Genomic DNA, 22,161 nt, shown 5'->3' with positions numbered 1-22,161 from the left:
GCTCCAAAAACGCAATCGGGAGCGCCATTGCGCTGTTGCACCTTACAGGACGCGGCTTCAAGATCGGCCGGTGAAGTATCGATATGCCAGCCATCCCGCCAGCGCGACCGAGACGGCCCATATGCAGGCGATGATCACCGCCGCGCTGCGGCTCACGGGCCTGTCAACGGCAAGAGCGGCGGCCTCCCTGTGCTCTGCCATGACCTCGGGCGGTATCATCTTTACCACGGCAAGGATTCCCAAGGGAACCAGGATCGCATCATCGAGGTAACCAACCAAGGGGATGAAATCGGGAATCAGGTCGATTGGAGACAAGGCGTAGCCCGCGACACAGACGGCAAGCGCCTTGGCGTACCACGGCGTTCGGGGATCGCGCGCGGCAAGGTAAAGCGCATGCACGTCGCGCTTGATCGCTCGGGCCCATTCGCGCAGTGCAGTAGCCATTGGATGACTGTAGCGCCAAAGGATGACGCGCCCAATAGCGCACACCGGCCGGCATTCACGGCCGGCTGTCGTGACGTCTATCGCACCGACCCGGTTACCGTGCGGTCGACATCGGGAACGGATTTGCGTTCGTTGCCGGCAAGTGCCGCTATGATCAGCAGGCTGGCGACAACCGGAACGAACAGGACGGCGACACGGGCCTGTACGTGGAGAATGGCGCGCCATTCGTTGCTGCGCTTGTCGGGGCTGTCGCTCATCATACTCACTTCGCCATGGACCCCCCGGGAGGTCACATAGAGGTGAACGGTTAAACAACTCCTTCCGACTTCGTTAACGGGAGATTCAAGCCCGGAGCAATTCCAGGAAAAGTATGAACGGTTGCCATCCGGAACTGCTCTAAATCAGCTGAGCCCGATGCGCCTTGCGCCTTGCCGGAACAGCGCCTCGGCATCGGGATCGAAGCGGAACGTGCCGATGAAATCGTCGGCGCGATAATCAGGCAGTGTCTTGCGGATGGCGGCGGCAAAGCCGCGTGCCTCGTCGAGCCGGCCGGCCAGCGCCAGGCAGTGCGCGGCAATCGCCAGGATGATGGTATGCGCGTTCGGCCGCGCCGCCGCCTTCAGCGCCCAGTCGGCCGCCTCTTCGAACTGGCCGAGCCGTACATGCGACATCGCGCGTGACCCCAGCATGCCGAACAGTAGCGGGTCGAAGGGGCTGAGATGGCGCGAATGGTCGGAGGAACTTATCGCCGCCCGCGGGTCGCCGGATTGCGAGTGGACGAAGGACAGCGCGTAATGGCCGAGCGCGAAATTCGGGCTGAGATCCACCGCCCGCCCCAGTTCGGACAGCGATCCATCCTGCTCGCCGCGCAGCCACAGCGCCCGGCCCATCGCCCAGTGCGCTGCCGGATTGTGGTCGTCGACCAGCAGGCTGTGCCCGGCGCTCTCATAGGCCAGCGCGCTTTCGCGGTCGCGGTCGCCCCAGCGCTGGAACGCATTCTGCCAGTGGGTGAACGACAGGCCGGCATAGGCGCGGGCAAAGGTGGGATCCAGCTGCAAGGCCTTGTCGAAGAATTGCCGCGCCTGCTCGTTCTCGGCCTGGGTGAAGCGGTACATGTGCCAGAGGCCGCGATGGTAGGCCTCCCAGGCGTTGAGCGAATTGGGTGCCTTCAGCATGGCGCGGTTGCGCTCGACCGTTTCGATCTCGGCCGAGATCGACGACACGATGCTGTCGCCGATATCGTCGAGCACGGCAAAGATGTCGTCGGGCCGGCGCTCGAAGGTCTCGGCCCAGACGATCCTGGCCGTGCGCACCTCGACGAGCTCGACGCTGACGATCAGCCGGCCGGCCGTGTTGCGCACCGTGCCGGTGGCGACATAGTCGACGCCAAGTTTTCTGCCGGCTTCTTCCGGCGCGATGGTCTTTTCGGCCAGCGCAAACACCGATCCGCGCGCGATGACGAAGAAATCGCGGAGTTTGGCGAGGCGGGTGATGATGTCATGGGTGAAGCCGTCGGCAAGCCCGCCGCGTGTGCCTTCGCCGGCTTCCTCGACAAACGGCATCACCGCCAGCGAGGCCTGGCTTGGCTCGACCGTGCCGGCATCCGATGGGACTGCCAATTGCGATGGTGTGGACAGGCACGCCGGTTGCGCCTTCAGCGAGTTGCCGGACCGTTGGTCACGGATTGTCTGCCAGGCCGCGCGAAGCGGAGCGAAATCAAGCTCTTCCGATTGGAACAGGCGAGCCGCAGAAGCCAGATGCTCCTCGGCCGCGCCGATGGCGCCGCGTTCCGCCAGATTGGACAGCAAGGCCAGATGCGCGCGCGTGTCGAACGGCGCCAGCTCGACCCATTTGTCGAGTTGCGTGGACGTTTCGGGCGAGCCCGCCGGATGGTTTACGGCAAGCTGTTCGAGCACGGCGGCGTGGTACGCTTGGAAACGCCGGCGCTGGGCGATCAGCCAGCTGTCGAAAAGCGGGCTGCGCTCGAGCTCCAGCCCGTCGAGCAAATCGCCGGCGAAGAGTTCCGACAGCGCCCGCAACCGCTCCCTATCGAGCGTGCCGATCCCTTGCGCGGCGGCGCGAGTGACGTCCAGTGCATCGACAAGGCAGCCATCGAGATCAAGCGCCACCGTGTCGCCCCGTGTCTCCACCCGGCGCCGGACCGGCGTGTCGAGGGCCGCGCGCAGCTTGCTCAGGTACCAGCGCAACTCGCCCCGCGGATCGTTGGGCACGTCCCACAATAGCTCGCACAGGCGGCTGCGCCCCACGGCGTGCGGCGCCAGCGCCAGATAGGCGAGCAGCGCGCGCAGCTTGCGCGATGCCGGCAGCGCGACTGGCGTCCCATTACGCAAGATTTCCAGCGGTCCGAGCAGGCGCACGGACAGGCGCGGCATGTCGCCGTCCAGCCTCGATGGTGCGGATTCCACGTCCGTTTCCACGCCTGCTCCCACGCTGGCCCATCGGCCCTTGCTATATCACCAAACACGACACGGCGCATCCGGCGGCGAATTTCCACGCCGGGTATCGTTATTGCCGCATCGTCGGCACGCCAGTCCTAACGCGGCCATGTCTCGAAACCTCGCCGCCCAAACCGTCGGTTTGTAACCGGCCTGTGAAAATGAACACGATCGAGGAGATCAACGATGTTGAATAAGCAGAAAATCAGGACCACGACCGGACGCGGCCGCCTGTTCGACAGCATTCTCGACACTGTCGGCGATACGCCGGTGGTGCGCATCAACAATCTCGGACCGACCCATGCGACGATCTATGTCAAGGCCGAGTTCTTCAACCCAGGCGCCTCGGTGAAGGACAGGCTTGCGCTCAACATCATCGAGGAGGGCGAGCGCAGCGGCGCGCTGAAGCCTGGCCAGACCGTGGTCGAGGCGACCAGCGGCAACACCGGTATCGGGCTTGCCATGGTCTGTGCGCAAAAGGGCTATCCGCTGGTCGTCACCATGGCCGACAGCTTCTCCGTCGAGCGCCGCAAGCTGATGCGCATGCTGGGCGCCAAGGTGGTGCTGACGCCGCGCGCCGAAAAGGGCTTCGGCATGTACAAGAAGGCGGTTGAACTGGCCGAGGCCAATGGCTGGTTCCTCGCCCGCCAGTTCGAGACGGCGGCCAATGCGGCCATCCACGAGGCGACCACGGCGCGCGAGATCGTCAATGATTTCGCCGGGTCGCGGCTCGATTGCTTCGTCACCGGCTATGGCACTGGCGGTACCGTCGTCGGCGTGGCGCGCGTGTTGCGCCGCGAGCGGCCGGACACCCGCATCGTGCTCTGCGAACCGGCCAACGCCCAGCTGGTCGGCAGCGGCAAGGCGCAGCAGCGCGGCGCCCATGGCGCCCCCGCCGCCAGCCATCCGGCCTTCGAGCCGCATCCCGTCCAGGGCTGGACGCCGGACTTCATCCCCAATGTGCTGCAGGAAGCGATCGACGCCGGCCTCTATGACGAAGTGATCCCGATCGCGGGGCCCGAGGGCATCAAATGGGCCAAGGCCCTGGCGCAGAAGGAGGGCATCTTCACCGGCATTTCCGGCGGCGCCACCTTCGCCGTGGCACGGCAGGTCGCGGAGAAGGCGGCGGCCGGATCGGTGATCCTGTGCATGCTGCCCGACACTGGCGAGCGCTACATGTCGACGCCGCTGTTCGACGGCATCGAGGCCGAGATGGATGCCGACGAGATGGCGCTGTCGCGCTCGACGCCCGGCTGCCAGTTCCCGGCGGCCTGACGGGAGCCCGGTCATGGATATCGCGCAGGAGGCCCTCGGCACGGTGGCCGAGGAAACGCTCGACCCCGCCGACTGGGCCGCTGTGCAGGCCCTGTCGCATCAGGTAATCGATGATGCCGTCGGTTATCTCAGCGATATCAGGGACCGGCCGGCCTGGCGGGAGATGCCGGCGGATGTGAGGGAAGCTTTCTCGGCACCCTTGCCGCGATCGCCGGCGCCGCTGGCCGCTGTCTATGGCGAGGTCTCGCGCACCGTGATGTCCTACCCGATGGGCAACGTCCATCCGCGTTTCTGGGCCTGGTACATGGGCTCGAGCAACTTCACCGGTGCGCTCGGCGACTTCCTGGCGGCAATCCAGGGATCCAACCTCGGCGGCGGCAACCACGCCGCCGGGCTGATGGACGGCCAGGTGGTCAATTGGTGCAAGCAGATGCTGGGCTTTCCCGCTTCCGCCTCCGGCACGCTGGTCAGCGGCGGCTCGATGGCCAACATCATCGGGCTGACGGTGGCGCGCAACACCAAGGCCGGCATCGACGTGCGCGAGCACGGCGTCGCCGCGATCGAAAAGCCGCTGCGCTTCTATGGCTCGGACCAGGTCCACTCCTGCCATCGCAAGGCGATGGAAGCGCTTGGCCTCGGCAATCGGGCGCTGCGCCGGATCCCAACCGATGCCGGGTTGCGCATCGATATATCGGCCTTGCGAGCAGCGATATCGGAGGATCGCGCGGCGGGTTTCAGACCGGCCTGCGTCATCGGCAATGCCGGCACGGTCAACACCGGGGCGATCGACGATCTGCGGGCGCTGGCCAAACTCGCTCATGAGGAAGACCTGTGGTTTCATGTCGATGGCTGCATCGGCGCGCTGATCGCGATTGCGCCTGATAACGCGCATCGCGTTGCCGGCATCGAATGGGCCGATTCGGTCGCGCTCGATCCGCACAAATGGCTGCACGCGCCATTCGAGGTCGGCTGCGCCCTGGTCAGGGACGCAATCGCGCATCGCCGGACCTTCGCGGTGACGCCGGAATATCTGGAATCGATGCCGCGCGGTCTTGCCTCAGGCGAATGGCTGCACGACTACGGCCTGCAGACGTCGCGCGGCTTTCGCGCGCTCAAGGTCTGGATGGCGCTGAAGGAGCATGGCGTCGACAAGTTCGGCCGCCTGATCGACCAGAACATCGCGCAGGCGCTCTATCTCGCCGAACGCATCGAGGCCGAGCCGCTGCTGGAGCTGGCGATACAGCCGACCATCAATATCGTCTGCTTCCGCTACCAGCCTGGCGTCAAGGGCGAGGCGCTGAAGGCGCTCAACACCGAGATCATGCTGCGGTTGCAGGAGCAAGGTATTGCCACCCTCTCCGACACCACCGTGCATGGCGAGCACTGGCTGCGCGTGGCGATCGCCAACCATCGCACAAGGCGCGACGACCTCGACCTTCTGGTCGGTGAGACGCTGCGGCTCGGGCGGGAGATCACGGCGCAGGGCCTTCCGGGAAATAGCCGGAAAACGCGAGCGACAGGCACGGGCGGCCATGCGATTCTGCGGCGATGATTCGGGAGGCCAGACCGTGACGCTCTTTCGTATGGCCGTGCTCGTGGCGCTGGTCTGCACCAATTCAGCCAAAGCCGCCGACATGGCCTTCTTCGTCAAGAACCTGCACAGCCGCGCGGTTGCGGTCGAGCTGTTCAGCCGCGACCGCGAGACGGTCTGGCCGGGCAACGACAAGGTGTTCCTGATCGATCCGGGCTCGCAGAAATCGGTGCCGCTGTCCTGCAATCAGGGCGAGCGCATCTGCTATGGCGCCTGGGTCGACGGTAACGACCAGATCTCGGCCGGCGTCGGGCCGGACAACGACCAGCCTTGCGACAATTGCTGCTTCATCTGCGTGGAACACTCCACCGAGACGATCGATCTGGTGCCGTGATCGACCGGCACGTCAGTCCGGCAAACCGGCCTTGCGGAAGCCGTCGACGAAATGCTCAAGCATCGCGGTGTCGCGGAATGGCTCCGTCCAGACCCAGTGGCGGGTTGTGAAGTGCGGGTTGCCGACGAGGAACAGCTCGACCTCGGCGCGCGCCTCGTCGAGCCGGCCGAGTTGGGCCAGGCTTGCCGCCAGGAAACGGCGTGAGCTCGTCCGGTAGGTCTCGTCCCGGCGCAGCGTCTCGACGGCGGCCTCGTAGTCGCGCGCCGCATATTGCGCCTGGCCAAGGGTGAGATAGTACCAGCTTGCCGGAAACGGATTCAGCCGGAACGCCTTGCGGATCTGCTCGAGGCCTTCCGCGACCCGCCCGGCCAGTGTCGTGATATCAGACAGTGTCGCCCAGGCGTCCGCCTCGTTGGGGTCGAGCTCGAATGCCCTGGCGAATTCGGCATCGGCCTCTTCGAAGTCGCGCTCATAGGCAAGCAGATTGCCGAGCACCCAGTGGCAGCCGGCATCATTGGGGTCGATCGCCACGGCCTTGCGCGCCAGCTCCAGGGCAATGCGACGGTTGGGTTCGACCGGCTCGCCCCAATGCACCCATCCCATCCAGTGGTTCATGGCAAGCCAGCGATAGGCCTCGGCGTAGTCCGGATCGAGCGCCAGCGCACGCGTCAGCATCAGATGCGCTTCCCGTGCCGACTGCGGTGAATCGTCGATCAGCTTGCGCGCCCGCACGCACAGATCGTAGGCCTCGAGATTTGTCGGCCGGTTGCGTGCCGGCGGCGCGCGCAGCCGGCCGAGCAGCGCCTCCACGATCTTGGCCGTGGCCTCGTCCTGGACGGCAAAGATATCGTCCAGGCCGCGATCGAAGCGTTCCGCCCACAGATGCTCGCCGCTCACCGCGTCGACCAGCTGCGCGTTGATGCGCACGCGTCCCGCCGCGCGCCTCGCACTCCCTTCCAGGAGGTAGCGCACGCCAAGCTCCTCGGCGATCGCGCGCACGTCCATCGCCTTGCCCTTGTAGGCAAAGGTCGAGTTGCGGGCGATGACGAACAGGCCCGGGGCCCTGGACAGGTCGGTGATCAAATCTTCGGTCAACCCGTCGGCGAAGGCCTCCTGCTCGGGGTCGTTGCCGAGGTTGACGAAAGGCAGCACCGCGATCGATGGTTTGTCAGGCAGCGGCAAGGGTTTTCGCTTCGCGCGGTCGAGCTGCTTGATGGCGCCCGTGAAGCGGTAGCCGACGCGCGGAACCGTCGATATCCATTCGCCGCCGTCGGCGGGCGGCCCGAGCAGCTTGCGCAGCTGTGCGATCTGGACCGTGAGGTTGCCTTCCTCAACCGCCGTGTCCGGCCACACCGCGTCCATCAATTCGGCTTTCTCCAGGATTTCGCCTGGCCGTCCGACGAGCGCCGCAAGCAGCTTCAGCCCGCGATAGCCGACGGCAACGGGATCGTCGTTCCGAAGCAGCGTTCCCGCACCCGGATCAAGCACGAACGGACCAAAGGCAAAGCGCGATCCCTGCATAGCGCGCATCTATAGAGCAATTCCGGGAAAAGCGTGAAGCGGTTTATCGGAAAACGCGATGCGCTTTCACCGGGGAATGACGCCAAAACAAAGGGTTAGAACCCATTTGCAACTTTTGGGAACTATTTGGCAGGGCTTAATTACGGCGCCGTCGGTATCCTGCAGAATTCAGCCTCTTTCAGTTCGAGGGTTGCCCATTCTCAAACCGTTTGGGCTCCAAGCCACATGGAGGTTGCCATGACCAATAGCTTTGCATCGGCCCCGCATCAGGCCGTACGGCGGGGAACCCCCGTGGGGCAGGCCTCGCGTCGTCGCTATAGCCTTGCGACCCTGCGAAACACCATCGCGGCCTGGCGCGAACGGACACGCTATCGCTGGGACCTCAAGCGAATCTCGGAGGTCAATCCGCATCTGATCGATGATATCGGCCTGACCAGACGACAGGTCGAGGATGAAATCGCCAAGCTGCCGTTCTGGCAGCGATAGGCGAAGTCTTGAGATCAGGCGTCGGATTAAGTCTTGGATTGTCGCCATCATCCCTTTAGCGCCCGCCCGCGTCATGGCATGATCCCCTCCATCGGCCGTGGGGGCCGATTCTTCATCGGGGGCTTCCATGTTTTTCACGTTCGCGCGCCGGCTAGCCGCCGCGTTTTCGCTTGCCGTCCTGTTTGCGCCTGCCGCCCATGCCGGCGACGTCACCTTTACAGTCAAGAACAGCCATCCCAATGCCATGCGCCTTGAGCTCTACAGCCAGGATCGCGACTATGTCTGGCCGGGCGAAGGCAAGGATTTCTACCTCGACGACGGCGAAACCAAGTCGCTGCCGATCTCCTGCAACGAGGGCGAATCGATCTGCTACGGCGCCTGGGTCGATGGCGACGAAGGCACCTATTGGGGCGTCGGTCCCGGCAACAAGGAAAAATGTGACGACTGCTGCTACACCTGCAGCGGCGGCGAGACCGAGGAGATCGATCTCGTCCCCTGACCGGTTTGCCAGCTTGACGGTTTTCCTGTTCGAGCCATAGCCTGCGCCGAGACGATCACCCCGGGCACGCCGCGCGGCTTCCTTTGAAACGCGGCGTGCTCCAGGCAACAGGAGCACCGCGATGGCCGGCATGGTCGAAAGCGATAAAATCGACGTCGGATTTTCCGGCAAGCGCTGCATCCATTCGCGCAATTGCGTGCTCGGCGACCCGCATGTCTTCGTGCCCAATGCGCCGGGGCAGTGGATCCACCCCGAGGCGGCCAGCGTCGAAAAGATCGTCGCCATCGCCGAAAGCTGCCCGTCCGGCGCCATCACCTATGTCAGGAAGGATGGCGGGCCGCAGGAACAGCCGCCGGTGGTCAACACCGTGCGGTTGCGCGAAAACGGCCCGCTCGCCGTCCACGCCGAGATCGTGCTCGACGGCGAGACCTTTTATCGCGCCACGCTGTGCCGCTGCGGCGCATCGGAAAACAAGCCCTTCTGCGACGGCAGCCACGGCAAGGCCGGCTTCACCGCCACCGGCGAACCGGCACTGAAGGACGCGCCGGCGCTCGAAGCACGCAATGGCCCGCTGAACGTGACGCCGACCACCAACGGCCCGCTCAAGCTCGAGGGCAATGTCGAAATCGTCACCGGCACCGGCCATACGATCGACCGCACGCAACGCGCCTTCCTCTGCCGTTGCGGCCACTCGGCCAACAAGCCGTTTTGCGACGGGTCGCATAAGAAGGTTGGGTTTGTGGGCTAAGGCAGGAATCTCCCCCCTCGAGGGGGAGATGGCCGGCAGGCCAGAGGGGGTCGGTACGACGGGACGCGACCTCCTGCGGCAGAACGTTGGCGCGTGAGGCGCTGGCATCCTTCTTTTCAAGGCTAGAAGGTCGTCGCATCCGGTCGAACCGACCCCCTCTGTCGCCTTCGGCGACATCTCCCCCTCGAGGGGGGAGATTACACTGGCCCAGCGCTCGCGCCTTTATCCGTAAGTCCGTATCGGCTAAGGGGCGGGGCAGAAGACCTCTCGGACCCGCGAAAAAATGACCGCCAAGACCAAGCCAACCCCCCTGTTCCTCGGCATCGACACCGGCGGCACCTATACCGATGCCGTGCTGTGGTCTGAAACCGAAGGCCCGCAGCAGGGGCCGAACAAGGGCAAGGTGCTGGCCAAGGCCAAGTCACTGACCACCAGGCACGATCTGGCCGTCGGCATTTCCGGCGCCGTCGACGCGGTGCTCGAAAAGGCCGGCACCGATCCGGCTGACATCAAGCTGGTCTCGATGTCGACGACACTCGCCACCAATGCGCTGGTCGAGGGCCAGGGCGGCCGCGTCGCGCTGGTCATGATCGGCTTCTCCGAGGCCGACCTCGCCCGTGACGGGCTGAAGACGGCGCTCGGCACCGATCCGGTGGTGTTTTGCCCGGGCGGCCATGATGTCCACGGCAATGCCGCCAAGCTCGACCTGTCCGGGCTTGAAGCCGCCTTGCCGGAACTCGGCGCCTCGGTGTCCGGCTTTGCCGTCTGCGCCTATTTCGCCACCCGCAATCCGGCGCACGAGATCGCCGCCCGCGAACTGATCCGCGAGAAGACCGGCCTGCCGGTCACGGCAAGCCACGAACTGTCGGCCAAGCTCGGCGGCCCGCGTCGGGCGCTGACCACGCTGCTCAACGCCAGGCTGATCTCGATGATCGACCGCTTGGTGGCGGCGACCGAAGGCTTTCTCACAGAGCGTAACATCGCCGCCCCGCTGATGGTGGTGCGCGGCGACGGCGCGCTGGTCTCGGCGGCGTTCGCCCGCCAGCGGCCGATCGAGACCATTCTCTCCGGCCCCGCCGCCAGCCTGGTCGGTGCCCGCCACATGACCGGGCTCGACAATGCCATGGTGTCCGACATTGGCGGCACCACCACCGACGTCGCCGTGCTCGACAACGGCCGGCCGCGGCTCGACCCGGAAGGCGCCACCGTCGGCGGCTTCCGTACCATGGTCGAGGCCGTCGCCATGCGCACTTTCGGCCTGGGCGGCGATTCCGAAGTGGCGCTGGAGGATGGCGCGCTCAACCCGAAAATCCTGCTTGGGCCGCGCCGCCTGGTGCCTTTGGCGCTGGCCGGCATGGCGCATGGCGAGGCGGTGACGTCAGAGCTCGAGCGTCAGCTGCGCGCGCCCAACACCGGCCGCATGGACGGCCGCTTCGCGGTTCGCACCGGCGTTCCAGACAGGCTCGCCGCCGGGCTGACCGCCCCGGAAGCGCGGCTCTACGAGGCGATCGGCGCGACCCCGCTCGCCCTCGACAGGCTGCTGACGTCGAATGCCCAGAACGCCACCTTGAACCGGCTGGTCTCGCGCGGGCTGGTGCATATTTGCGGCTTCACCCCGTCGGACGCGGCGCATGTGCTCGGCAAGCAGGCCAACTGGGATGCCGCCACCGCCCGCCTCGGCGCCGACCTGTTCGCCCGCAAGCGCGACGGTCGTGGCCAGCCCATCGCGGCTTCACCGGAGGTGATCTCGGAGCGGGTGCTGGTGACGCTGACACGCTGGTCGGCCGAATACATCCTTGAAACCGCTTTCGCCGAGGACGGGCTCGATGGCGCCGCGACCGTGGCGCACGCGCTGGTGCAGCGCGCCGTCGACGCTCATCCCGGTATCGCCCGGCTGAGCGTCGCGCTCGACCGCCCCGTCATCGGCCTCGGCGCCTCGGCGCCGCTGCATTATGCCGGCCTGGCGCCCCTGGTCGGCAATGACTGCGTGGTGCCGGAAGACACCGATGTCGCCAACGCGCTCGGCGCCGTCGTCGGCCAGGTCAGGGTATCGGCCGAAGCGCGGGTCAGCCAGCCCAAGGAGGGCCTGTTCCGGCTTGCCTCGGGTGAGACGGTGCGCGATTTCCTCGACGAGGCGGCTGCGATCGCCGCGGCCGAGGCCGATGTGCGGGCGATTGTCGCCGAGCGCGCCCGGGACGCCGGCACCGACAACGCCGAGATCGACGTCGCGACCGAATTCAGGGTTTCGACGGTCGAAGCTCAGCGCATGTTCATCGAGGCGCATGTCGTGGCGGTGGCCTCGGGACGGCCAAGGATCGCGGTGTAGCGGCTGATCTCCCCCCTTGAGGGGGAGATGTCGCCGAAGGCGACAGAGGGGGTCGGTTCGATGGGACGCGACCTCCTGCTTTGAACAGAACAGGCCAGCACCTTATGTCGGGCGACCCCCTCTGGCCTGCCGGCCATCTCCCCCTCAAAGGGGGGAGATCGGCGCTCCGCCAACTTGCCTAAATACGCCACCTTCACCCTAAGCTGAATTGACCCGGCAAACTCAACATGCCAAACGCCCCGCAAAGCCTTTCATCTGGAGTAGCCTGATGACCGATCGCGTCGAGATCGCCGGATTGCGGATTGCCCGCGAGCTGCATGACTTTGTGGCTGGCGAGGTCTTGCCCGGCACCGGCATCGTCGCCGATGCGTTCTGGAACGGCTTTTCGGCCATCGTCCACGATCTCGCGCCGAAGAACCGGTCGCTTCTGGCAAAACGCGACGCCATGCAGGAAAAGCTCGACGGCTGGTACCGTGACAATGGCGCGCCCGTCGACATGGACGTCTACAAGACCTTCCTGAAGGAGATCGGCTATCTCCTCCCGGAGGGACCGGCCTTCAGCGTGTCGACGGAGAATGTCGACCCGGAAATCGCTGATGTCGCCGGGCCGCAGCTGGTCGTTCCGGTGATGAATGCGCGCTATGCGCTCAATGCCGCCAATGCGCGCTGGGGCTCGCTCTACGACGCGCTCTACGGCACCGATGCCATTCCCGAGACGGGCGGCGCGGAAAAAGGCAAGGGCTTCAATCCGGCGCGCGGCGCCAGGGTCATCGCCTGGGCCAAGGATTTTCTCGACCAGTCGGTGCCGCTCACCTCGGGTAAATGGGCGGGTGTCAACGGGCTGTCGGTGGCCAATGGCGCGCTGAAGCTCGGCGCCGGAGCCGGTGGCACCACGCTGGCCGATCCCAAACAATTCGTCGGCTATCGCGGCGATGCCGCCAATCCGGATGCCGTGCTGCTGGTGAAAAACGGGCTTCACATCGAGATCGTCATCGACCGCGCCAACCAGATCGGCCGCACCGATCCGGCGGGCATCGCCGACGTCATCCTGGAATCGGCGCTGACCACCATCCAGGACTGCGAGGATTCGGTCGCGGCGGTGGATGCCGAGGACAAGGTCGTGGTCTACCGCAACTGGCTCGGCCTGATGAAGGGCGATCTCGCCGAGGAGATCACCAAGGCCGGCAAGAGCTTTGTCCGCAAGCTCAATCCCGACCGTGCCTACACCGCGCCCGCCGGCGGCCAGCTCACCGTGCCCGGCCGCTCGCTGATGCTGGTCAGGAATGTCGGTCACCTGATGACCAATCCAGCGATCCTGGACCGCGACGGCAACGAGGTGCCGGAAGGCATCATGGACGCGGCGCTGACGGCGCTGATCGCGCTGCACGATGTCGGATTGAAGGGGCGGCGCGCCAACTCCCGCGCCGGCTCGATGTACGTCGTGAAGCCCAAGATGCACGGGCCGGAAGAGGTCGCCTTCGCCGTCGAGATCTTCGACCGAGTCGAAGCGCTGCTCGGCATGGCGAGAAACACCATCAAGATGGGCATCATGGACGAGGAACGGCGCACCACCGTCAACCTCAAGGAAGCGATCCGCTCGGCAAAAGACCGCGTGGTGTTCATCAACACCGGCTTCCTCGACCGCACCGGCGACGAGATCCACACCTCGATGGAAGCCGGCCCGATGATCCGCAAGGGCGACATGAAGCAGGCCGCCTGGATTTCCGCCTACGAGGCCTGGAATGTCGACATCGGGCTCGAATGCGGGCTGGCCGGCCACGCCCAGATCGGCAAGGGCATGTGGGCGATGCCGGACCTGATGGCGGCCATGCTGGAACAGAAGATCGCCCATCCCAGGGCCGGCGCCAACACCGCCTGGGTGCCGTCGCCGACGGCGGCGACACTGCATGCGACCCACTACCACAAGGTCGACGTGCATGCCGTGCAGGCGGCGCTGAAGAGCCGCCCGAGGGCGAAACTCGACGATATCCTTTCCGTGCCGGTGGCGGTGCGGCCGAACTGGACGCCCGACGAGATCCAGCGCGAACTCGACAACAACGCGCAAGGCATTCTGGGCTATGTCGTGCGCTGGATCGACCAGGGCGTCGGCTGCTCCAAAGTGCCCGACATCAACGATGTCGGCCTGATGGAAGACCGCGCCACGCTGCGCATCTCCTCGCAGCACATCGCCAACTGGCTGCGCCACAAGGTGTGTTCGGAAATCCAGGTGCGCGATTCCCTGCAGCGCATGGCGGCCATCGTCGACCGCCAGAATGTCGGCGATCCGCTGTACCGGCCGATGGCGCCGGATTTTGACACCTCGATCGCCTTCCAAGCCGCCTGCGACCTGGTGTTCAAGGGAACGAGCCAGCCGAATGGCTACACCGAGCCGGTGCTGCATGCTCGGAGGTTGGAGCTGAAGGCGAAAGCGACGGCCTGAACAAAAGGTCCAGAAGAGATCCGCGCAGACCGAGGCTGGGCGGAAGCGCCGGCGGCCTCCTCTCACTTGATAGAGGTCAGATTGCGAGCCGGAACGGTCCTCCTCGCCTGAAATCTTGCTGGACGGCCGGGCTGGTTGCTCAGGACACGCCGACGCCGGACACCTACGCCGCCTGCGCTACACGCTCCGAGCTCATGCGATAGGAGATCGCCTCGGCGAGATGGATGCGGCCGACGGTCTCGCTGGCGTCGAGGTCGGCCAGCGTGCGCGCCACTTTCAGCACGCGGTGGTAGGCGCGCGCCGAAAAGGCGAGTTTTTCGCTGGCGTCCTTGAGCAGCGAGAGGCCGGCGGCGTCGGGCATGGCGATGTCTTCGATGACGGCCGGCGCGCAATGCGCGTTGGTGGTGGCGCTGGTCACGCCGAGCCGCTCGAAACGCTCGCGTTGCAAGGTGCGGGCGCGTGCCACGCGCATCGCCACCGCCGCACTCTTCTCCGCCCTGTCGGGCCTTATCAGGTCGCTGGCCGAGACCGCGGGAACTTCGATCCTGAGATCGATGCGGTCGAGCAGCGGACCGGAAATGCGCGCCTGGTAGTCGGTACGGCAGCGCTCGCCGCGCAGGCAGCGATAGCCCGGCTCGCCGGCCATGCCGCAGCGGCACGGGTTCATCGCCGCCACCAGCTGGATGCGCGCCGGATAGGTGACGCGGTGGTTGGCGCGCGCGATCATGCAGTCGCCGGTCTCCAGCGGCTGGCGCAGCGCATCGAGGGTCTGCGGCGTGAATTCGGGGAACTCGTCGAGGAACAGCACGCCGTGATGCGCCAGCGACACTTCGCCCGGCCGCGCGCGCAATCCGCCGCCGACCATCGCCGCCATCGAGGCCGAGTGATGTGGGGCGCGGAACGGCCGCCGGTCGGTCAGCTTGCCTTCGCCGAGCTCGCCCGCCACCGAGGCGATCATCGAGACTTCCAGCAATTCCTTCGGCGCCAGCGGCGGCAGGATCGACGGCAGCCGCTGCGCCAGCATCGATTTGCCCGAGCCTGGAGGGCCGACCATCAAGAGATTGTGGCCGCCAGCGGCCGCCACTTCCAGCGCCCGCTTGGCTGTCTCCTGGCCCTTGATGTCGGCGAGGTCGGGCAGGTCGCGCGCCGGGGCGTGGATGCCGGCCTCGGGGCGCGACAGCACCTGCGTGCCACGGAAATGGTTGGCGATGGCGATCAGGCTGCGCGGCGCCAAAATGTCGAAGTCCTTGCCGGCCCACGCCGCTTCCGGCCCGCAGGCGAACGGGCAGATCAGGCCCTTGCCTTCGGCATTGGCGCCGATCGCCGCCGGCAAGGCACCGGCGACGGCGGCAATCGTGCCGTCGAGCGAGAGTTCGCCGAGCACGACATAGCCGGCCAGCATGTCGCCCGGAATGGCGCCAAGGGCTGCCATCAGGCCAAGCGCGATCGGCAGATCATAGTGGCTGCCTTCCTTGGGCAGGTCGGCGGGCGCCAGGTTGACCGTCACCTTCTTCGAAGGCATCGACAGGCCCGACGCATGAAGCGCGGCCTGCACCCGCTCGCGGCTTTCGGCCACCGCCTTGTCGGGCAGGCCGACGATCTGCATGCCGACCTTGCCGGGCGCGATCATCACCTGCACGTCGACCGGCACGGCCTCGATGCCCTGGAAAGCGACCGTGCGAACCCGCGCCACCATTTTCCCACCCCGGATGCGGGCTGGCCCCAGCCCCTGCGATCAGGCCAGGAATGGCCCTTGGCGAGACAATCACAGTTTTCCGGTCAAATCAAGAACATTACGGGAACAGGCAATCGCTGGGGTTGCAACCGAATTGCGCTCGGTTGCAAAAGCGGAACATGGTTAAGACAAAGTGAAAACGCTTACTTCCGCTTGTCCTCGACCGCATCCCAGAACAGGCTGGCAATGTCGGCGCCGCCGAAACGCCGCACCTCGCGCACGCCGGTCGGCGACGTCACGTTGATCTCGGTCATGTAGTCGCCGATGACGTCGATGCCGACCAGGATGAAGCCGCGTTCCCGGAGCGACGGCCCGATGCGGGCGCATATCTCGCGCTCGCGTTCCGTCAGTTCGGTTTTCTCGGCGCGTCCGCCGACATGCATGTTGGAGCGGGAATCGTGCTCGGCCGGAACCCGGTTGATGGCACCGACAGGCTCGCCGTCTATCAGTATGATGCGCTTGTCGCCCTTGCGCACCTCCTTCAGGTAGCGCTGCACGATATAAGGCTCGCGGAACAGCTGGCCGAACATCTCGAGCAGCGAGGCGAGGTTGCGGTCGGCCTCCAGCAGATGGAAGATGCCGGCGCCGCCATTGCCGTAGAGCGGCTTGACGATGATGTCGCCGAACTCCTTGCGGAAGGCGGCGACCTCCAGCGGATCCTTGGTGATCAGCGTGTCCGGCATCAGGTCGGCAAACTCGGTGACGAAGATCTTTTCCGGGCTGTTGCGCACCCAGGCCGGGTCGTTGACGACCAGCGTCTTCGGGTGGATGCGCTCGAGGATATGCGTGGTCGTGATGTAGTTCATGTCGAAGGGCGGATCCTGGCGCAGCAGGATGACGTCCATTTCGGAGAGATCGGTGCGCACTTTTTCGCCCAGCGCGTAGTGATTGCCCTTCTCGTCGCGCACCTGCATCTCCTCGATGCGGGCAAACACCTTGCCGTCGCGCAGCGACATCCGGTCGGGCGTATAGTGGAACAATTGGTGGCCGCGCCGCTGCGCTTCCAGTGACAGTGCGAAAGACGTGTCGCCGGCGATAGACACGGCGGAGATATGGTCCATCTGGACGGCGATTTTCAACTTCATGGCGGGTCCCCAGCGCGATTGGAGCGGCGTGCTCCCCCTGGATGCACAAGTACGCTCCAACACTTTAAGTCGAGAGCGATATAAGGGTCGCGGCGCCTTCTGCCAATCGGGCCAGCGATCTAAAGCGCATCCTTGCGGCGTGCTTTAGCTCCTGGTTTCATGCATGTCGTTGTCCCAAACGGGAGCCACTTTCGGGCGACATGCATCAACGGTCGAAGACCAGCCTGGAATAGCCGAGGAAGGACAGCGCCATGGCGGCCAGCGAGGCGGTGGCGAGGGCGGCAAGCGGCGGCGCTGCCGGCAGCGCAAGCAGGATCGCGGAATAGACGAGGTAGTTGACGATGCTGGTGGCGATGCCGACGCCGCCATAGCGGGCGCCTTCTCGCGCCATGCCGCGCCGCGAGGGCGCGAAGGTCAGGTGCCGGTTGATCCGCCAGGTGACGCAGAGCGCAAAGCCTATCGACAGCAAGCGGGCGGCGAAGGGCCCGAGCGGCGTGAAGGTGAGCAGCAGCCAGAGTGTCGCCGCGTCGGCGGCGAAACCGATTCCGCCGGCAAAAACGAAGCGGACGAGGCGGCTCACCGCCTCAGGCTGCCCGGGGTGTCTTGCCCGGCGCGACCTTTGCCGCGGCGGGCGCGATCGCGCCGGTGCGACGCTCGGCACGGCCCGAAGGCATGGAAAGATAGAAGATGCGCTTCTGTTCGGCCCGCCCGCGCGACACCGAATCAAGGATCAGCCCGGTCACCGCCGCAAGCATCGACAGGAGCAGCAAACCGACCGACAGCACCCAGGTCGGTATGCGCGGGACAAGGCCGGTTTCGGCGAACTCGACCAGCACCGGCGCCATCAGCAACAGGCTCGAGGCCAGGAAGAACAGCGAAAAGGCGCCGAAGAAGCGCAGCGGCTGCGTCTCCTTCATCAGCATGGCGAACATCCACAGGATCCTGGCGCCGTCGCCAAAGGTCGACAGTTTCGACGACGACCCGACCGGCCGGCGGCCGTAGTCGAGCGCGATTTCGCTGACCGGCAATTTGAGCTGCGAGGCGTGCACCGACATTTCGGTCTCGATCTCGAAGCCGCCGGAGACGGCTGGAAAGCTCTTGACGAAGCGCCTGGTGAAGACACGGTAGCCGGAGAAGATGTCGGTGAAATCGCTGCCGAACAGCCATTTGTAGAGCGCGTTGAAGGCGCGGTTGCCGAAAGCATGGCCGGCCCGTCCGGCGTCGTCGGCGACGCCGCGCCTTGTGCCCACCACCATGTCGGAACGTTCGGTCAGCAGCGTGTTGATCAGCTGTGGCGCGTCCTCGGGCGCATAGGTGCCGTCGCCGTCGGCCATCAGATAGATATCGGCATCGATGTCGGCGAACATGCGGCGCACCACATTGCCCTTGCCCTGGCGAGGCTCGCGCACGACGATGGCACCGGCCGCTCGGGCGCGCAGGGCAGTCAGGTCCTTCGAATTGTTGTCATAGACATAGACGGTGGCGGCCGGCAGCGTTTCGCGGAACCGCCGCACCACCTCGGCGATGGTCGGCTCCTCATTGTAGCAAGGCAGGAGCACGGCGATGAAAGGTTCGTGGTCTTGCGGCATTTTCGTCTCCGAATGCCTTGTCGACCACACGGCCGCGCGCCGGAAACCGGCCTCATCCAGGCGGTTTTACTATTTATTGAAGCCGTTAAGGCTAGGTTTAAGACCGACTTCATGAGTGTCGATTGGCCTGGAAAGGCCCGGCATTCCCGCCAAGGGCGATCGGGATGGGCACAGCAAGGGGAACTTCCGCGGGGAAGTCCGATATCGCGTTCGCGCTGCTCGCCGCCTTGCTGCTGCTGGGCCTCAATGCGTGTGCCGGGTTCCCGCAGCTGGCCAATCCGGCGGGTGACAATGACAGCCTGCTGCAACTGGTCGAAGTCCGCGATCTGCTGGCCGGCCAGGGCTGGTTCGACCTGCACCAGTACAGGATGGGGCTGGAAGGCGGCTTCGTCATGCATTGGTCGCGGCTGCTCGACGCACCGCTGGCGCTTGCGATCCTCGCTGTTTCGGCCCTGACCGGCAGCACCGCCCTGGCCGAACAGATCGTGCAGATAGTCTGGCCTTCCCTGCAATTCTTTCTCGCGATGTTCTTCATCATCCGCGCGGCGCGCGCTTTCGCCGGGGCACACGCCGTGCTGCCCGCCGCCGTCGTAGGTGGCGCGGCCCTGTACTACGTCGGTATTTTTTCTCCCGGCGCGCTCGATCATCACAATGTCCAGCTGGTGCTGACCCTGGCGAGCCTTGCCCAGCTGCTTGAGGCACCCACGCGCCGACCGGCAGCCTTTGTCGCGGGCATCTGCGCGACATTGACCTTGGCCATCGGCATGGAAAGCGCTCCCTATGCCGGAGCCCTCGGCGCCGTCGTCGCGCTGCTGTTTCTCGCCGCGGGTGATGCCGAAAGGCTGATCGCCAGGGATTTCGGCCTCGGCGTCGCCGGCGTCTCGGCCCTTGTCTTCGTCGCCACCGTCCCGGCTTCATCCTGGAGCCAGGCCCAGTGCGACACATTCTCGGTCGTGCAATTCGCGGTCACCGGGCTTGCCGGAGCCGGTTTGGCAGCGATTGCCTCCTTGAGGGCCGCCAATGCAACGGCTGCCCGCCGCCTGACCTCGCTCGGCCTGCTTGCCCTCACGCTCGCTCTGGTCGTGGTGCTCCTGTTCCCGCAATGCCTGGCGGCGCCCTATGCCCATCTCGACCCGCGCCTGCAGCAGATGTGGCTCGGCCATATCGAGGAGGCGCAGTCGATCGTCCAGCTTGTCTCCGACGACCCGGCCAGGGTGGTGGCGCGTTTTGCCACGCCCCTGGTGGCGATTGTGCTGATGGCGCTTCGCCTCGGCCATGGCGGCTGGCGGCGGCAGGACAGCCTCGTCGGCGCGCTGCTGATCGTTGCGGTCCTGGTCAGCGCCTGGGAAGTCCGCGGCTCGACCTTCTCCATTGCCTTCGCGGTGATCCCGCTTTCGGCCTGGATCGCCAAATGGCGGCAGCAGGCCGAGATCAGCCCGTCCGGCGGCTCGATGCTCAGGATGGCCGCCGCCTGGTTGATCTCGGTCAATGCGATCTGGTCGGGCGCCGCTCAAGCCGCATCGCGCGCCTTCGAGACCGGTGCGCCTGCCAGCGACGCCAGCATCGATGCGCCCTGCAACAGCAAGGCCTCGTTCGCGGCACTCGGCGCGATGACGCCCACCACGGTCCTTGCCATCTCCAATCTTGGCTCGCCGATCCTCGCCTTCACCGGTCACCGCGTTTTCGCCGGTCCCTACCATCGCAACGTCGCGGGAAACCTGCTCGTGTTCGATGCCTTGCTGGGCTCGGCCGCCGACGCGAAAGCCATCGTCGAAAGCCACCATGTCGGCCTTGTCGCGCTCTGCCGCGGCAACACGGAAAGCCGGCTGTTCGCGGCCAAGGCGCCGGACGGTTTCCTGGCCGGGCTGATGCGCGGCAACGTACCGGACTGGCTGGAGCCGGCGGCGGGAACCCGTGGCACGCCACTTGAACTCTACCGCGTCAAGTCAAGCGGCTGAAAATCCGCGTGAAAACAAAGGCCTGATGCTCTCTGCGGCCGGCCTCCCGAAGGCATCCGGCTGTCTGTCTGGGCAAGATGGCCGGTGAACCCCACATCCATTTTCCGGGATCATGCGCCGGCTGCGAAAAATTGGTTTTCAGGATACGTTTCCTAAAGGGTTTGCTGCCAGTCTCGGAAATAAATTCCGACGTCAAAAACAGGGACACCGATGCAAACTCCGTTTGGCACCGGTCAGGCAAACAGGGAGAGCACGGATCTGACCTTCACCGATCCGTTGACCGGGCTTGGCAATCATCGCCGTTTCTTCGACAAGGTCGATCGCCTGATCAGCGACCGCGCCGACGATCCCGCGCCGTTCACCGTCGGCATTCTCGACCTTGACGGCTTCAAGCCGATCAACGACCTGTTCGGCCACAAGGCCGGCGACGACATCCTGATCCAGGTCGCCATGCGGCTGCGCGCCTCGATGGACAACCACTCGACGGTCTGCCGCATCGGCGCCGACGAATTCGCCTTCCTCTATCCGCTGGTGTTCTCGGAGGAGGCGGCGGCGGAAAAATCCCGCATGCTGATCGAAATCCTGTCGGCGCCCTATGATGTCGGCGAACGCACGGCCAGGCTGTCGGCCTCGGTCGGCTGCTCGCTGTTCTATTCCGGCGACGAGACCACCGAGATCCTCATCAACAAGGCCGAAACGGCGCTCTACCACGCCAAGCGCTCTGGCCGTGGCCGGGTCGTCGTCTACACGCGCGAGATGGAAGAGGCGGCCAAGCGCGTCACCCGTATCGAGCAGGCGCTTCGCCGTGCCGTCTCGGCCGGCGAGGTTGAGCCGCATTTCCAGCCGATCGTCGATCTCACCACGCGTCGCACGATCGGCTTCGAGACGCTGGCGCGCTGGACCGATCGCGACCTCGGCGCGGTGCCGCCGACGGTCTTCATTCCCATCGCCGAGGAACGCGGCATCATCGGCCCGTTGTCGCAGCTGGTGCTGCGCAAGGCGACCGAGGCGGCCAGGAGCTGGCCGAATGACCTGTTCCTGTCCTTCAACCTTTCGCCCTCGCAGCTCGTCGACCAGAACACCGGCCTGCACATACTGGCGATCCTCGACCGCACCGGTTTCGACCCGCGCCGGCTGGAGATCGAGATCACCGAGACCGGCCTGATGAACGATCCGGCCTCGGCGGCACAGATCGTCGACGATCTGCGCCGCGTCGGCATCCGCGTCTCGCTCGACGATTTCGGCACCGGCCAGTCCTCGCTTGGGCGCCTGCGCGAATTCCATTTCGACAAGCTCAAGATCGACCGCGCCTTCGTCTCCTCCATTCTCGATGACCGCCCGTCCGAACACATCATCCGCGCCATTCTGGCCATGTGCGAGGGGCTGGGCATGGATGTGGTCGCCGAAGGCATCGAAGAAGAAGCGCAGGCCGACCGCCTGGTCCAGTTCGGCTGCGCCGGCGGGCAGGGCTATCTGTTCGGCCGGCCGGTCGATGCCGACGCCACGCTCGGCTATCTCCGCGATTCCTTCCGTGGTGCCTTGCGCGCCAAGGCGATCTGACCGGGATCCCTGTTCTGCCGGCCATCGCGACATGCGGCGCATGTCGTTTTGTCTGACATAAGCGCGCAAATCCAGCTTTTCGCCCTTGCCCGCGCGACTTGCGTGGCTAGGATG

The 22,161-nt window shown here is 65.6% G+C and carries 18 protein-coding genes; 10 read left to right on the top strand and 8 right to left on the bottom strand.

Annotated features, from left to right (window positions below; genetic code table 11):
- Positions 1 to 57: 57 nt before the first annotated feature.
- The 3 genes from EB230_RS04115 to EB230_RS04105 form a co-directional block, all read right to left on the bottom strand.
- Complete coding sequence (locus EB230_RS04115; protein WP_172371477.1) at positions 58 to 444, bottom strand: YkvA family protein; 387 nt, start codon at positions 442 to 444, stop codon at positions 58 to 60.
- 77 nt (positions 445 to 521) lie between these two features.
- Entirely contained in the window at positions 522 to 701 is a 180-nt protein-coding gene (locus tag EB230_RS04110) for a hypothetical protein (RefSeq protein ID WP_056576321.1), read from the bottom strand.
- A 144-nt stretch (positions 702 to 845) separates the two neighbouring features.
- A complete protein-coding gene (locus EB230_RS04105; protein WP_172374991.1) occupies positions 846 to 2,837 on the bottom strand; it encodes a transcriptional regulator in 1,992 nt (663 codons plus the stop codon).
- A gap of 249 nt (positions 2,838 to 3,086) precedes the next feature.
- On the opposite strand from EB230_RS04105, the gene EB230_RS04100 reads away from it, so the two are divergent.
- Genes EB230_RS04100 through EB230_RS04090 form a run of 3 tightly spaced genes read left to right on the top strand, consistent with a single transcriptional unit; the run spans position 3,087 to position 6,100 of the window.
- Positions 3,087 to 4,175: a pyridoxal-phosphate dependent enzyme gene (locus tag EB230_RS04100; protein ID WP_172371474.1), complete on the top strand. Its 1,089-nt coding sequence runs from the start codon at positions 3,087 to 3,089 to the stop codon at positions 4,173 to 4,175.
- 13 nt (positions 4,176 to 4,188) lie between these two features.
- Entirely contained in the window at positions 4,189 to 5,727 is a 1,539-nt protein-coding gene (locus tag EB230_RS04095; protein WP_172371472.1) for an aspartate aminotransferase family protein, read from the top strand.
- Positions 5,728 to 5,743: 16 nt separating this feature from the next.
- Positions 5,744 to 6,100 (top strand): hypothetical protein, encoded by a 357-nt coding sequence (locus EB230_RS04090; RefSeq protein WP_056576318.1) that lies wholly within the window; start codon positions 5,744 to 5,746, stop codon positions 6,098 to 6,100.
- Between the two features lie 12 nt (positions 6,101 to 6,112).
- On the opposite strand, the gene EB230_RS04085 is transcribed toward EB230_RS04090, so the two are convergent.
- A complete protein-coding gene (locus EB230_RS04085; RefSeq protein WP_171883274.1) occupies positions 6,113 to 7,630 on the bottom strand; it encodes a winged helix-turn-helix domain-containing tetratricopeptide repeat protein in 1,518 nt (505 codons plus the stop codon).
- Between the two features lie 228 nt (positions 7,631 to 7,858).
- Between EB230_RS04085 and EB230_RS04080 the strand changes: the two genes are divergently transcribed.
- The 5 genes from EB230_RS04080 to EB230_RS04060 all read left to right on the top strand — a co-directional run bounded on the left by EB230_RS04080 (position 7,859) and on the right by EB230_RS04060 (position 14,120).
- The gene (locus EB230_RS04080; protein ID WP_056576315.1) at positions 7,859 to 8,107 is read left to right on the top strand and encodes a DUF1127 domain-containing protein; all 249 of its coding nucleotides are present in this window, start codon (positions 7,859 to 7,861) and stop codon (positions 8,105 to 8,107) included.
- A 127-nt stretch (positions 8,108 to 8,234) separates the two neighbouring features.
- The gene (locus EB230_RS04075) at positions 8,235 to 8,606 is read left to right on the top strand and encodes a hypothetical protein (RefSeq protein ID WP_056573926.1); all 372 of its coding nucleotides are present in this window, start codon (positions 8,235 to 8,237) and stop codon (positions 8,604 to 8,606) included.
- Positions 8,607 to 8,727: 121 nt separating this feature from the next.
- Positions 8,728 to 9,354 carry a CDGSH iron-sulfur domain-containing protein gene (locus EB230_RS04070; protein WP_056573922.1) on the top strand — a complete coding sequence of 209 codons (627 nt, stop codon included), beginning with the start codon at positions 8,728 to 8,730 and terminating at the stop codon, positions 9,352 to 9,354.
- Between the two features lie 283 nt (positions 9,355 to 9,637).
- Entirely contained in the window at positions 9,638 to 11,680 is a 2,043-nt protein-coding gene (locus EB230_RS04065; protein WP_056573918.1) for a hydantoinase/oxoprolinase family protein, read from the top strand.
- A gap of 268 nt (positions 11,681 to 11,948) precedes the next feature.
- Positions 11,949 to 14,120: a malate synthase G gene (locus EB230_RS04060; RefSeq protein ID WP_172371470.1), complete on the top strand. Its 2,172-nt coding sequence runs from the start codon at positions 11,949 to 11,951 to the stop codon at positions 14,118 to 14,120.
- 163 nt (positions 14,121 to 14,283) lie between these two features.
- Here EB230_RS04060 and EB230_RS04055 read toward each other — a convergent pair whose 3' ends face one another.
- From EB230_RS04055 to EB230_RS04040, 4 genes are all read right to left on the bottom strand, one after another.
- The gene (locus EB230_RS04055) at positions 14,284 to 15,816 is read right to left on the bottom strand and encodes a YifB family Mg chelatase-like AAA ATPase (protein ID WP_056573911.1); all 1,533 of its coding nucleotides are present in this window, start codon (positions 15,814 to 15,816) and stop codon (positions 14,284 to 14,286) included.
- 182 nt (positions 15,817 to 15,998) lie between these two features.
- Complete coding sequence (gene gshB / locus EB230_RS04050) at positions 15,999 to 16,940, bottom strand: glutathione synthase (protein WP_172371468.1); 942 nt, start codon at positions 16,938 to 16,940, stop codon at positions 15,999 to 16,001.
- Between the two features lie 205 nt (positions 16,941 to 17,145).
- Positions 17,146 to 17,520, bottom strand: coding sequence for a GtrA family protein (locus EB230_RS04045; protein ID WP_172371466.1), 375 nt, complete (start codon positions 17,518 to 17,520; stop codon positions 17,146 to 17,148).
- A 4-nt stretch (positions 17,521 to 17,524) separates the two neighbouring features.
- Entirely contained in the window at positions 17,525 to 18,529 is a 1,005-nt protein-coding gene (locus EB230_RS04040; protein ID WP_056573902.1) for a glycosyltransferase, read from the bottom strand.
- 164 nt (positions 18,530 to 18,693) lie between these two features.
- Here EB230_RS04040 and EB230_RS04035 point away from each other — a divergent pair, with 164 nt between their 5' ends.
- Together EB230_RS04035 and EB230_RS04030 are read left to right on the top strand one after the other, a co-directional pair.
- Positions 18,694 to 20,487 carry a GtrA family protein gene (locus EB230_RS04035; RefSeq protein WP_172371464.1) on the top strand — a complete coding sequence of 598 codons (1,794 nt, stop codon included), beginning with the start codon at positions 18,694 to 18,696 and terminating at the stop codon, positions 20,485 to 20,487.
- A gap of 210 nt (positions 20,488 to 20,697) precedes the next feature.
- Positions 20,698 to 22,047 carry an EAL domain-containing protein gene (locus tag EB230_RS04030; protein WP_172371462.1) on the top strand — a complete coding sequence of 450 codons (1,350 nt, stop codon included), beginning with the start codon at positions 20,698 to 20,700 and terminating at the stop codon, positions 22,045 to 22,047.
- Positions 22,048 to 22,161: the final 114 nt, after the last annotated feature.

The organism is Mesorhizobium sp. NZP2234 (assembly GCF_013170765.1).
Lineage (GTDB): Bacteria > Pseudomonadota > Alphaproteobacteria > Rhizobiales > Rhizobiaceae > Mesorhizobium > Mesorhizobium loti_D.
Note: the sequence above shows the minus strand (reverse complement) of the source record. Positions and strands in the feature narration are given on the sequence as shown.